This is a genomic window from Citrobacter sp. Cb004 (genome assembly GCF_030337065.1).
In the GTDB taxonomy this organism is placed as follows: domain Bacteria; phylum Pseudomonadota; class Gammaproteobacteria; order Enterobacterales; family Enterobacteriaceae; genus Citrobacter; species Citrobacter braakii.
Map to the genome: position 1 here is coordinate 59,686 of NZ_JAOWCH010000054.1, position 13,061 is coordinate 72,746.

At 53.4% G+C, this 13,061-nt stretch carries 10 protein-coding genes; 5 read left to right on the forward strand and 5 right to left on the reverse strand.

The genetic code is table 11. The features are described from left to right. Positions 1-501: 501 nt before the first annotated feature. Both ghxP and OGV65_RS10535 read left to right on the forward strand, forming a co-directional pair. Positions 502-1,851 carry a guanine/hypoxanthine transporter GhxP gene (gene ghxP, locus OGV65_RS10530; RefSeq protein WP_016155449.1) on the forward strand — a complete coding sequence of 450 codons (1,350 nt, stop codon included), beginning with the start codon at positions 502-504 and terminating at the stop codon, positions 1,849-1,851. 157 nt (positions 1,852-2,008) lie between these two features. Continuing rightward, complete coding sequence (locus OGV65_RS10535; protein WP_016155450.1) at positions 2,009-3,655, forward strand: Na+/H+ antiporter; 1,647 nt, start codon at positions 2,009-2,011, stop codon at positions 3,653-3,655. A gap of 84 nt (positions 3,656-3,739) precedes the next feature. Here OGV65_RS10535 and OGV65_RS10540 read toward each other — a convergent pair whose 3' ends face one another. Continuing rightward, positions 3,740-4,630, reverse strand: coding sequence for a LysR family transcriptional regulator (locus tag OGV65_RS10540; RefSeq protein ID WP_016155366.1), 891 nt, complete (start codon positions 4,628-4,630; stop codon positions 3,740-3,742). Between the two features lie 101 nt (positions 4,631-4,731). On the opposite strand from OGV65_RS10540, the gene OGV65_RS10545 reads away from it, so the two are divergent. Both OGV65_RS10545 and OGV65_RS10550 read left to right on the forward strand, forming a co-directional pair. Further along, a complete protein-coding gene (locus OGV65_RS10545) occupies positions 4,732-5,142 on the forward strand; it encodes a CidA/LrgA family protein (RefSeq protein WP_286454921.1) in 411 nt (136 codons plus the stop codon). Continuing rightward, positions 5,135-5,824 carry an LrgB family protein gene (locus OGV65_RS10550; RefSeq protein ID WP_049282883.1) on the forward strand — a complete coding sequence of 230 codons (690 nt, stop codon included), beginning with the start codon at positions 5,135-5,137 and terminating at the stop codon, positions 5,822-5,824. The genes OGV65_RS10545 and OGV65_RS10550 overlap by 8 nt, the downstream gene beginning before the upstream one ends. Positions 5,825-5,838: 14 nt before the next feature. Here the strand turns inward: OGV65_RS10550 and OGV65_RS10555 are convergent, their stop codons facing one another. Further along, a complete protein-coding gene (locus OGV65_RS10555) occupies positions 5,839-7,128 on the reverse strand; it encodes a Gfo/Idh/MocA family protein (RefSeq protein ID WP_200052338.1) in 1,290 nt (429 codons plus the stop codon). Between the two features lie 243 nt (positions 7,129-7,371). Between OGV65_RS10555 and OGV65_RS10560 the strand changes: the two genes are divergently transcribed. Beyond that, entirely contained in the window at positions 7,372-8,319 is a 948-nt protein-coding gene (locus tag OGV65_RS10560) for a DUF4431 domain-containing protein (RefSeq protein ID WP_286454922.1), read from the forward strand. A gap of 244 nt (positions 8,320-8,563) precedes the next feature. Here the strand turns inward: OGV65_RS10560 and actP are convergent, their stop codons facing one another. The 3 genes from actP to acs form a co-directional block, all read right to left on the reverse strand. After that, positions 8,564-10,213, reverse strand: a complete 1,650-nt coding sequence (gene actP, locus OGV65_RS10565; protein ID WP_016155369.1) for a cation/acetate symporter ActP — start codon at positions 10,211-10,213, stop codon at positions 8,564-8,566. Further along, positions 10,210-10,524, reverse strand: coding sequence for a DUF485 domain-containing protein (locus OGV65_RS10570; RefSeq protein ID WP_016155370.1), 315 nt, complete (start codon positions 10,522-10,524; stop codon positions 10,210-10,212). The genes actP and OGV65_RS10570 overlap by 4 nt, the downstream gene beginning before the upstream one ends. Before the next feature lie 236 nt (positions 10,525-10,760). Continuing rightward, positions 10,761-12,719: an acetate--CoA ligase gene (acs, locus tag OGV65_RS10575; RefSeq protein ID WP_155554062.1), complete on the reverse strand. Its 1,959-nt coding sequence runs from the start codon at positions 12,717-12,719 to the stop codon at positions 10,761-10,763. Between the last annotated feature and the right edge of the window lie 342 nt (positions 12,720-13,061).

The window sequence follows — 13,061 nt, forward strand, 5'->3', positions numbered from 1 at the left end:
GGAGGGTTTCCCCCGACATCAACACCCCTCAGTCGAGCACATTAGGTGAGGTTCCGGTCTGTGTTGATAATGTAATTGTAAGCCACCTCTCTCCATTTACCAGTGAAATGGTGATTTTTTAGCCAAAAAATTTTCCGCATCTTCACCGGTTTTCTTGCGCAAGTTTGCGTGAAAAAGGCACACCGATGTTGTAATAACTCCGCAAATTTTGTTGCCAGACTGCGCATTGACGATAACGTTTGCGCATCGACTGATTATTTATTGCGCGTTATAAGAAGAAATGAGTAAAAAGCGGCAAAGTTCAGTTGAAAACCAGCGTATGATCGCTGGATAATCGTTTGCTTTTTTTTACCACCCGTTTTTTATGCGCGGAGCTAAACGTTTGCTTTTTTGCGACACCCCTATTGACGCAAACCTGGCACATGGAGAAAACGTTTAGCAGGCAGTGGATTGTCCAGCACGCATAATGACGAAAAAATAAACTCTCAGGGGATGTTTTCTATGTCTACGCCTTCAGCGCGTACCGGCGGTTCACTCGACGCCTGGTTTAAAATTTCGCTCCGCGGCAGTACCGTTCGTCAGGAAGTCGTTGCCGGATTAACGACGTTCCTGGCCATGGTCTACTCCGTTATCGTGGTTCCGGGGATGCTGGGTAAAGCCGGATTCCCGCCTGCCGCTGTATTTGTGGCAACCTGTCTGGTCGCGGGCGTCGGTTCTATTGTGATGGGCCTGTGGGCAAACCTGCCGCTGGCGATTGGCTGCGCCATTTCTTTGACGGCGTTTACCGCATTCAGCCTGGTACTGGGACAACATATCAGCGTGCCTGTTGCGCTGGGTGCGGTGTTCCTGATGGGTGTCCTGTTTACCATCATTTCCGCGACCGGTATTCGTAGCTGGATCCTGCGCAATCTACCGCAGGGTGTTGCGCACGGTACGGGGATTGGTATCGGCCTGTTCCTGCTGCTGATTGCGGCAAACGGCGTGGGTCTGGTTATTAAAAACCCGCTGGACGGCCTGCCGGTTGCGCTGGGCGATTTCGATACCTTCCCGGTGATTATGTCGCTGGTAGGTCTGGCGGTGATTATTGGCCTCGAAAAACTGAAAGTACCGGGCGGCATCCTGCTGACTATTATCGGTATTTCCGTAGTGGGTCTGATTTTCGACCCGGCCGTACATTTCTCCGGTATTTTTGCCATGCCGTCTCTGAGCGACGAAAACGGCAACTCGCTGATCGGTAGCCTGGATATTATGGGCGCACTAAACCCAATCGTACTGCCGAGCGTGCTGGCGCTGGTCATGACCGCTGTCTTCGATGCGACCGGAACCATCCGTGCGGTAGCCGGACAGGCGAATCTGCTGGATAAAGACGGACAGATTATTGACGGCGGCAAAGCGCTGACCACCGACTCCCTGAGCAGCGTGTTCTCTGGCCTGGTGGGCGCTGCACCGGCGGCGGTTTATATTGAATCCGCAGCGGGTACGGCGGCAGGCGGCAAAACTGGCCTGACGGCGATCACCGTTGGCGTACTGTTCCTGCTGATCCTGTTCCTCTCTCCGCTCTCTTATCTTGTACCAGTATATGCAACGGCACCTGCGCTGATGTATGTGGGCCTGCTGATGTTGAGCAACGTAGCGAAAATCGACTTTGCTGACTTTGTCGACGCTATGGCGGGGCTGGTAACGGCCGTATTTATCGTGCTGACCTGTAACATCGTGACCGGCATTATGATTGGCTTTGCTACCCTGGTGATTGGCCGTATCGTCTCTGGCGAATGGCGCAAACTGAACATCGGCACAGTGGTCATCGCCATCGCGCTGGTGGCCTTCTACGCTGGTGGTTGGGCTATCTAATCCTCATTTGATGAAGATTCTGAAAACGGGTGGCTTTGGCCGCCCGTTTTTATTTTCACAACACTCTCGTTGTCTTTTGCGTTACTCTCAAGTAGATAGAATTGAGGCACGACGCCTCTCATCACTGATCATAAGAAACATCGCAAACAGGGAACGCATGGAAATCTTTTTCACCATACTCATCATGACCCTTGTGGTCTCGCTGTCGGGGGTTTTTACTCGCGTATTGCCATTCCAACTCCCTTTACCCCTTATGCAGATCGCCATCGGCGCCTTGCTGGCGTGGCCGACGTTTGGTTTGCATGTGGAATTCGATCCTGAGCTTTTTCTGGTTCTGTTCATCCCGCCGCTGCTCTTCGCCGATGGCTGGAAGACGCCAACCCGTGAGTTTCTGGAGCACGGGCGAGAGATCTTCGGCCTTGCGCTGGCGCTGGTTCTGGTCACGGTGGTCGGGATTGGCTTTATGATTTACTGGCTGGTGCCGGGGATCCCTCTCATCCCAGCCTTTGCGCTGGCCGCTGTCCTGTCGCCAACCGATGCCGTTGCGCTTTCCGGCATAGTGGGCGAGGGACGCATACCGAAGAAAATCATGGGTATCCTGCAGGGCGAAGCGTTGATGAACGACGCCTCCGGCCTGGTGTCACTGAAATTTGCCGTCGCCGTGGCGATGGGCACGATGGTGTTTACGGTTGGTGGCGCAACGCTTGAATTCTTCAAGGTAGCGATTGGCGGTATCCTGGCCGGTTTTGTCGTCAGTTGGCTGTACGGGCGCTCCCTGCGTTTTCTCAGCCGCTGGGGTGGTGATGAACCGGCAACGCAAATCGTTCTGCTGTTCCTGCTGCCGTTTGCGTCTTACCTGATTGCGGAACACATCGGTGTTTCCGGCATCCTCGCGGCGGTCGCAGCCGGGATGACCATCACCCGTTCCGGGGTAATGCGCCGGGCGCCGCTGGCGATGCGTTTACGTGCTAACAGCACCTGGGCGATGCTGGAGTTTGTGTTTAACGGCATGGTTTTCTTGCTGTTAGGACTGCAGTTGCCGGGGATTCTGGAGTCTTCTTTGGCGGCGGCAGAAGCCGATCCGAATGTTGAAATCTGGATGCTGTTTACCGATATCGTGCTGATTTACGTGGCGCTGATGCTGGTACGTTTTGGCTGGCTGTGGACGATGAAGAAGTTTAGCCTGCGCTTCCTGAAGAAAAAGCCGATGGAGTTTGGTTCCTGGACGACGCGTGAAATCATGATCGCCTCCTTTGCGGGCGTGCGTGGGGCCATTACTCTCGCCGGTGTGCTCTCTATTCCGTTGCTGTTACCGGATGGTAGCGGCTTCCCGGCGCGATATGAGCTGATCTTCCTTGCCGCGGGCGTGATTCTGTTCTCGCTGTTTGTTGGCGTGGTGATGCTGCCGCTTCTGCTGCAACACCTGGAAGTGGCAGACCACTCGCAGCAGCAGAAAGAGGAACGAATTGCCCGCGCTGCCACGGCGGAAGTGGCGATTGTCGCCATCCAGAAAATGGAGGAGCGTCTGGCCGCAGACACCGAAGAGAACATCGACAATCAGTTGCTCACCGAGGTGAGTTCACGCGTCATCGGTAACCTGCGTCGACGCGCCGACGGACGCAACGACGTAGAAAGCTCGATGCAGGAAGAAAACCTCGAGCGGCGTTTCCGTCTGGCGGCCCTGCGCTCCGAGCGCGCGGAGCTTTATCACCTGCGCGCCACACGGGAAATTAGCAATGAAACGTTGCAAAAACTGCTGCACGATCTGGATTTGCTGGAAGCGCTGTTGATCGAGAACGAATAAACGGTTGTGCCTGATGGCGCTACGCTTATCAGGCCTACGGAATCCAATTGTAGGTCTGATAAGCGTTAAGCCGCATCCGGCATGTTACGACTCTTGCGTTAGCCAGAACCCTTCACAGCATTTGAGCCACGCCTGGGCGCTGTGCGACAGATACACACCTTCGCGCCAAATCATGCCCAACTGCCAGCGTAAATCACTCTCCAAAGGGATCCAGCGCAGCGTCTGCTTATCCAACCGCTGGCAAATCGGCTCCGGTAAAATGGCGATCCCGACTCCGGCTTGCACCATTGCCGCCAGAAAATCCCACTGCCCACTGCGTACCGCGATGCGGGGTTTGACGTTGTGCTGGTTAAACAGCTCAAGCAACTGACGGCTCAACGCGAAATCTTCGTTATAGATAAGCAGGGGATGCTCCGCTAACGCCTCGGGGGAAATGGATTCACACGTTGTCCACTGACCGGAACGGGGGACCAGCACGCAGAGCGGATGGCTAAAAAGCGGTAAGGTCGCCAGGCCGCTCTCTTCTTCAACCGGCAGCGCGGTCATCGCGACATCCAGATCGCCATTCATCACCGCCTGCTGGACGGTTAAGCCTCCAAATTCAGATACCTTCAGCTCCACGCCGGGATAGCGCTGGCGAAACAGGCTGATAGGCCCGGCCATCAACATACCGACCATGGGCGGGATGCCGAGGCGCAGCACTCCCTTGTTGAGGTGATTAATGTCGCTGAGTTCTGCTTCGAGCTGGCGAAACTCGGCGAGGATCGCCAGGCCGCGTTCGAAAACAACCTGTCCGGTGTCGGTTAACAGCAGTCGCCGACCGTCGCGGATTAACAGCGTGCAGTTAAGCTCGTCTTCAAGGTTCTTCAACATCTTGCTGATGGTGGGCTGGGTGACAAAAAGCTTCTCCGCTGCGCGGGTAAAGCTCTGCTGACGAACCACCTCAACAAAATAGCGCAGCGTTCTGATATCCATGATTATTCCTTAAGACTATGCCTGCAATGAGTTTAATTCATTTCAGTCCTGGACGGGGGCTCTCTATACTGGCGCTCTCTATTTTTTAAGGACATACCCTCATGGCTGTGGCGATAAGCCGCGTGACGCCTGCCGTTATTCATCGACTCCAGATCCCCGTTCAGGTTCTGTTGTACGCAGGTCTATTTGTATTTTCTCAATATCTTGTCTCCTGGCTGCATCTGCCGCTTCCTGCCAACCTGGTTGGGATGGTGCTGATGTTGGCGCTGATTTTCTGCCGGGTTATCCCGCTGAACTGGATTCGTGCAGGCGCTCGCTGGTTACTGGCTGAAATGTTGCTGTTTTTTGTTCCGGCGGTGGTGGCTGTCGTCAACTATACGCAGCTGTTGTTGGTCGATGGTTGGCGCATATTTGCCGTCATTGCGCTAAGTACGTTGATGGTGCTTGGCGCAACGGCGTGGGTCGTGGATAAAGTGTATCGCTATGAAATGAGCAGGCTAAACCGTGAGTAATTTCCAGCTAAGCGTGCTGTGTCTGGTGATTACGCTGGGCATCTATTTTGCCAATAAGCGCCTGTATCGCCGTTTTCGTAAATTACCGCTGATGCCGTTAGTGTTCACTCCGGCGCTGCTGGTCCTGATGCTGGTCTTTGGGCATATCTCCTGGCAAAACTATATTGGTGAATCGCACTGGCTGCTGTGGCTGTTAGGCCCAGCGACCATCGCCTTTGCCGTTCCGGTCTATGACAACCTTGCCGTGATTAAGCGGCACTGGATGTCACTGACGGCGGGCGTGGTGACGGCAACGCTGGTGGCCGTTACCAGTTCCGTGTGGCTGGCGCGTCTGTTTATGTTGCCTGATGAAATCCAGCGTAGTCTGGCGGTGCGCTCCGTCACCACGCCGTTTGCGCTGGCGGCAGCAGAGCCGTTGGGCGGGCAACCAGACCTGGTGGCATTGTTCGTGGTAGTGACCGGTGTATTCGGTATGGCGGTTGGCGATGTACTGTTTTTACGGCTTTCTATTCGGGAAGGGATGGCGAAAGGCGCAGGATTTGGCGCAGCATCGCATGGTGCGGGCACGGCGCGCTCTTATGAGCTCGGCCAGCAGGAGGGCGTGGTCGCCAGCCTGGTGATGATGCTTTCCGGCGTGGTGATGGTGCTGGTGGCGCCGCTGGTCGCAAGGCTGATGTTCTGACCAGCGGCTGTGTGCTATTTCAAGCGTGAAATCAGCGCGAACTCTTTAAAATTCACCGGCCGCTGTTGCTGCATTGAAATATTCCCGGCGATACCGGTCAAAATCGACATGGCGCCGGCGCGATGGTCGGCGGCACGCTGCAACGGATCGTGCCGCGGTTCGCCAAACAGATCGGCCAGCATCGCATTATCTCCACCGCCGTGACCGCCTTCGCCGAGGGTAAAATCAGCTTGCCACGGCGCGGAAAACATCGGGAAAACAGTGATGTCACAGGCTTCAAGGCAGCCTTCGTTATCCCGCTCGCCTCCTGCGTTGACGTAGGATTTCTCAACGATTTTCATCTCCAGGCGGCCTTCGCTGCCGTTAAAGACCACGTTCAAGCCTTCCCACGGCAGCCAGGTGTTCAGTGAGTAGGTAAGCTGCACCTGATTCTGATACTTCACCAGCACCGACATGGTGTCTTCAATGGTGATGCCGTCGCTGAATACGCTCTGGTCGCGGAAATAGTTATCTTCATGTTCTGCATCCAGATAGAGCGCTTTAAGCTGAGGTTTTTCGGCCATATGCAGCGCAAACGGATCGTCTTTGGCCTGCGCATAGCCGTGAGCGCGCGGGTAAAATTGCGTCACGCCCCGGCGTTCGGCGTTCTCTTTTCCATAGAAACGCAGGCTGCCTTCGGCATACACCCGCTCGGGATAACTGCCCAGCCAGAAGTTCATTAGATCAAAATGGTGAGTGGATTTATGCACTAATAAGCCGCCGCTATTACGTTTTTCGCGATGCCAGCGACGGAAATAATCGGCACCGTGTTCGGTATTGAGCAACCATTCAAAGTGAACTGAATAAACCTCGCCAATCGCACCGTTCATCAGCAGTTCGCGAACCTTGCTGTGGTGCGGTGCATAGCGATAGTTAAAAGCGACGCGTAACTGACGGCCGGTCTCTTCAATGGCGTCCAGAATCCGCAGGGCGCGTTGCTCATCGATGGTCATCGGTTTTTCGGTGATCACATCGCAGCCTGCGCGTAGCGCACGCACGATATAGTCGTCGTGAGTCCGGTCCATGGTGGTCACAATGATGATATCCGGACGTGTTTCGCGGATCATCTCTTCAAACTGCTGCGCCTTCCATGTAGAGACCGGGGGCGCACCTTCGTTCGCCAAAAGCTGGTTGGCGTAATTCATACGGGTTTGATTGGTGTCGCAAAAGGCGACCAGACGTGCATTTTCTTTCCACTGCCCGCCAATCGCGCTGATGTAAAGTCCCGCGCGCCCGCCAGTTCCTACTAGGGCATATTTCTTCATAACATCCTCATTTCTAAAAAATGAATTAACGTGTTGATGTAATAAAAACAATATTTCAATTTTATTTTTATACAATAACGCTAATGCAGAAGATGGATACAACGCAGAAGGAAAAATGTGATCCCCAGCCAAAATGACCGGAAGAGAGGATGAGATTCTGATTTTCTTAGAGGCTATGTTTAAATTTATGTTTACGCCTTAGAATAATGATAAATGTTACTCGCCATTGTAAGGATGCGCAGCGTGAAATATTTGTGGTTATCTGCTCTTTTGTTTAGTCATGCCGTTTTGGCCTGGTGTCCTGATGAAGACCAACAGGTGACACTTCAGGGAACATTAATACAACAGACATTACCCGGTTCGCCAAATTACGAAAGCATCAAAGATGGCGATGAAGCGGTAACTTATGATTATCTTAAATTGGATCAACCGTTTGAGTGCGATGTTAACGGTGAGCGTGAAAATGTTCCGCTAGTGCAGATTATCTTGATGGGCAAAAATAAGCTTAATTACGCCGATCTTGCTCCTTCTCTGGGAAAAGATGTCATCCTGACCGGGAAAACGATGTATGCCCAAACGGGTCATCACTTTACTTCTGTGCTGCTTATTCTTTATAGCGCCAAAAACGTTACTCCCATCACCACGGCGGAACAAAAGAAAAGCGCGCTGCTGCAGTTTCAACAGTTCCAACAGGCGTTGCGGGAGAAAAACGTTGTCGCGTTGAAAACATATTTTGTCTTTCCTTTGCAGGGGACGCTATTTGACTTTATTGATTATGATGAAAACCGTCAGGAAGATGTACTTACCGAGACTGTGTTTGACCAAAATTCGCAGCAGATTATGGCGCATCTGCAGATGCTTGCCAGCATCGGTGTTGATGCTGAATCCCTGATGATAAACGAGTACAGAATTAACGCGCTTTCGGAACATGAGCAGCAGCGTCGCTATTTTCCTGCGGATGAAGATGGCATGTTTTATTATGAAGAACATGGTAAACGTCATACCGTTAAAGGAACATGCGATACCGTCGCCCAAGGGGAACTTACGGACGGTATTCTTTTTATTTCACAGGGGACCGGTCCTAATACGCAACTTCCCGGCCTTTCAGAGTATTGTGATGGTGCAACGTCATATATGTTCAAGCTGGTTGATGGCAAACTGCGACTGATGGGGAGTTTTACCGCAGGGTAGGGACGTATTACAAAAGGAATGAAATAAAAATAGAAAAGGATGTTAATAAATGCTTAATGATTTATTTCTGGGGTGGCGGGTTGCTGGCTTTTTGGAAGGGCTGGCAGTGGCTAAATCTTGTGTGTGCGATTATTTTCCTGTTGCTTATCGCTGTGCCTGCTCGTCGCTTGATAAAGGATGAGAATCCAGGATGATTCGCTGAACGTCTTCCCCGGCCAAAATGACCGGGGAAGAGGAGGAGTGGTTAGTGCGCGCGACCTTGTTCTACGCCGTACCCGGTCTGGGAACGGATGAACTGAGCACGGAACTGCTCGCGTTCGCGATTACCTTCTTCTGAGTTATCGGTAGCAGAGAAGAACCAGATCCCGAGGAACGCTACGCTGATGGAGAACAGCGCCGGATATTCATACGGGAAAATGGCTTTTTCGTGACCAAGGATCTGGACCCAAATCGTCGGGCCAAGCACCATCAGCACCACCGCCGTCAGCAGACCTAACCAGCCGCCCAACATCGCGCCACGCGTGGTCAGTCTTGACCAGTACATGGAGAGCAGAATGATCGGGAAGTTGCAGCTGGCTGCGATAGCAAACGCCAGACCTACCATGAAGGCGATATTCTGGTTCTCAAACAGCACGCCGAGCAGGATGGCAATCACACCCAGCACCAGTACGGTGATTTTCGACACCTTCAGCTCTTCACGTTCGGTTGCGCCTTTACGGAACACGTTGGCATACAGGTCGTGAGAAACGGCCGATGCGCCCGCCAGCGTCAGGCCTGCAACCACCGCCAGGATGGTGGCAAACGCCACAGCTGAGATGAAGCCCAGGAACAGGTTGCCGCCCACTGCATTCGCCAGGTGAACCGCCGCCATGTTGTTACCGCCGATCAGCGCGCCAGCAGCGTCTTTATACGCCGGATTAGCGCCCACCAGCATGATCGCGCCAAAGCCGATGATAAAGGTCAGGATGTAGAAATAACCCATAAAACCGGTGGCATAGAACACGCTCTTACGCGCTTCGCGGGCATCGCTGACCGTGAAGAAGCGCATCAGGATGTGCGGCAAGCCTGCCGTACCAAACATCAGGCCGAGACCTAACGATAGGGCGGAGATCGGATCTTTTACCAGTCCGCCCGGGCTCATAATGGCTGAACCTTTCGGGTGTACCGCCATTGCTTCGGTGAACAGGTTGTTGAAGCTAAAGCCGACGTGCTTCATCACCATAAAGGCCATAAAGCTGGCGCCGAACAGCAGCAGAACGGCTTTGATGATCTGTACCCAGGTGGTCGCCAGCATGCCGCCAAACAGGACGTACATCATCATCAGCACGCCAACCAGTACGACGGCGATGTGATAGTTCAGACCAAACAGCAGCTCAATCAGCTTACCTGCGCCGACCATCTGGGCGATCAGATACAGCGCGACCACCACCAGAGAACCACAGGCCGACAGAATACGGATTGGTCCTTGCTTCAGACGATAAGAAGCAACATCTGCAAAGGTGTAACGACCCAGGTTACGCAGACGCTCAGCAATCAGGAACAGGATAATTGGCCAACCGACCAGGAAGCCGAGCGAATAGATCAGCCCGTCATAACCGGAGGTAAACACCAGCGCGGAAATCCCGAGAAACGATGCCGCCGACATATAGTCGCCCGCAATCGCCAGCCCGTTCTGGAAACCAGTGATGTTACCGCCGGCGGTGTAGTAGTCATTACGCGAACGTACGCGCTTCGACGCCCAGTAAGTAATACCGAGCGTAAAGATGACGAAAATCAGGAACATGACAATCGCCTGCCAGTTGGTTGGCTGGCGTTGGACTGCACCGCTAATAGCATCCGCCGCGTTTGCGGCGAAGGGCAGCGTGGCGGCAAGCGCCGTCAGGACTCTCTTCATGATGCTTTAACCTCGTGCAGAACCGCATTGTTCAGGCGGTCGAATTCACCGTTTGCCCGCCAGATATAGATCCCGGTCAGGATGAAGGAGATGAGGATCACACCGACCCCAATCGGAATACCCCGGGTGACGCTGGTTCCCGCGTGTAGCGGCGTACCCAGCCAGCCAGGCGCAAAGGCAATCAGTAAAATAAAGCTGATGTAAACTGCCAGCATGATGATGGACAGAATGGTGGCAAACCGTTGCCTTTTTTCAACTAACTCCCTGAAACGCGCACTGTCTTCTATCCGCTGATAAATAGAGTCATTCATCACAGAGTTCTCCAGAGGCCCCCTTCGTCTTTCACGTTGCAAGTGTGTTGGCCGCACTCGCCCACCTCAGTCACATAGTGAACTATGCTCCTGGGGATGCGCCCGCTTGCCGCCTTCCTGCAACGCGAAATCCTTTGGGGTGGGTTATTATATTTTCCCTCCCGGTCAGGGGAGGGGTAGGGGTAGGATTTGTAGGCCCGATAAGCCGCGCACCATCGGGCATTTCACGGTTGTGGTTATGATGGCATCGCGATGGCCTGCTTCTCTTCGAGCAGTTTCTCTACCACGCCAGGATCGGCGAGGGTCGAGGTATCGCCCAGATTGCTGGTATCGCCCGCCGCGATTTTACGCAGAATACGGCGCATGATTTTGCCGGAGCGGGTTTTCGGCAGTGAGTCGGTCCAGTGCAGCACGTCTGGCGTTGCCAGCGGACCAATTTCTTTACGTACCCAGTTGCGCACCTCGGCGTACAGCTCCGGTGACGGCTCTTCGCCGTGATTCAGCGTGACGTAGGCGTAGATCGCCTGGCCTTTAATATTATGCGGAATACCCACCACCGCGGCCTCGGCAATCTTCGGATGCGACACCAGCGCCGATTCGATTTCTGCCGTTCCCAGACGGTGGCCAGAGACGTTCAGCACATCGTCCACACGACCGGTGATCCAGTAATAGTCATCTTCGTCACGACGCGCGCCATCGCCGCTGAAGTACATATTCTTGAAGGTAGAAAAGTAGGTCTGCTCAAAGCGTTCGTGATCGCCAAACAGCGTTCTCGCCTGGCCCGGCCACGAGTCGGTAATCACCAGGTTGCCTTCGGTCGCGCCTTCCAGCGGATTACCCTCGTTATCGACAATCGCAGGCTGTACGCCAAAGAACGGACGGGTTGCGGAACCCGCTTTCAGCTCGGTGGCGCCCGGCAGCGGGGTGATCATGAATCCACCGGTTTCGGTCTGCCACCAGGTATCGACGACCGGGCATTTTTCGTTGCCGATCTTCTTCCAGTACCACTCCCATGCTTCCGGGTTAATCGGCTCGCCAACGGAACCCAGGATACGCAGCGAGGAGCGGTCAGTGCCTTCAATCGCTTTATCACCTTCTGCCATCAGGGCGCGGATGGCGGTCGGCGCGGTATACAGAATATTGACCTGGTGCTTGTCCACAACCTGCGACATACGCGCCGGGGTTGGCCAGTTTGGCACGCCTTCGAACATCAGCGTGGTTGCGCCGCAGGCCAGCGGACCGTACAGCAGGTAGCTGTGCCCGGTTACCCAACCCACGTCAGCGGTACACCAATAAATATCGCCCTGATGGTAGTCAAACACGTACTTAAAGGTGGTTGCGGCGTAGACCAGATATCCGCCGGTGGTATGCAGTACGCCTTTTGGCTTGCCGGTTGAACCGGAGGTATAGAGGATAAACAGCGGATCTTCCGCGTTCATTTCTTCTGGCTGATGTTCCGGGCTGGCTTTCTCGATAAGATCGGACCACCACAGGTCACGGCCTTCCTGCCATTCCGTTTTTCCACCGGTACGTTTGAGGACGACCACATGTTCCACGGTTTTGACGTTCGGGTTTTTCAGCGCATCATCGACGTTCTTTTTCAGCGGGATAGCGCGGCCAGCGCGCACGCCTTCGTCGGCGGTGATCACCAGACGTGAATTGGAGTCGATGATACGCCCGGCGACGGCCTCCGGTGAGAAACCACCGAAGATGACCGAATGCACCGCGCCAATACGGGCGCAAGCCAGCATAGCAACCGCCGCTTCCGGCACCATCGGCATATAAATGGCCACTACGTCGCCTTTTTTAATGCCTAAATCCAGTAGCGTATTGGCGAAACGGCAAACATCGCGATGCAGTTCGCGATAAGTAATGTTTTTGCTTTGGGTGGCGTCATCGCCTTCCCAGATGATGGCGGTGCGATCGCCATTTGCCTGTAAATGACGGTCAAGGCAGTTTGCGGCCAGGTTCAGGGTGCCGTCTTCGTACCATTTAATCGACACGTTGCCCGGTGCGAAGGAGGTGTTCTTCACCTGGCTGTACGGCTTGATCCAATCAAGTATCTTTCCCTGCTCGCCCCAAAATGTGTCGGGTTCGTTAACGGATTGCTGGTATTTCTCTTCGTACTGCTCCGGGTTTATCAGGCAACGATCCGCAATGTTTGCGGGAATAGCGTGTTTATGTATTTGGCTCATGGCTTTTGTTCTCCTTGTAGGATGTTAATAATATGTCTCATAAACGTTAAATGTAGGGGCTTTGAGAGTTTTGTTTAGTATTTGCGCGGCAGATCACGCAATAAACGAATTGTGCAAATTAGCGGCAAACTTAATTTTGAAGGGAACTAGCAAAAATTGATTAAATCTCGCGATAACATGTAGTTATCTAAAGGATTATTGAAAAGGTGATCTATCTCTGAATTAGACAAAAGAGTGAGGAGTTAGAGGGGGTTTATAACTCTAAAGTGGTATTTTACATACACTTACAATTGATTAAAAACAACATTTTCAGTGTGGTTTCTTGTTACAAATAGGGTGGAG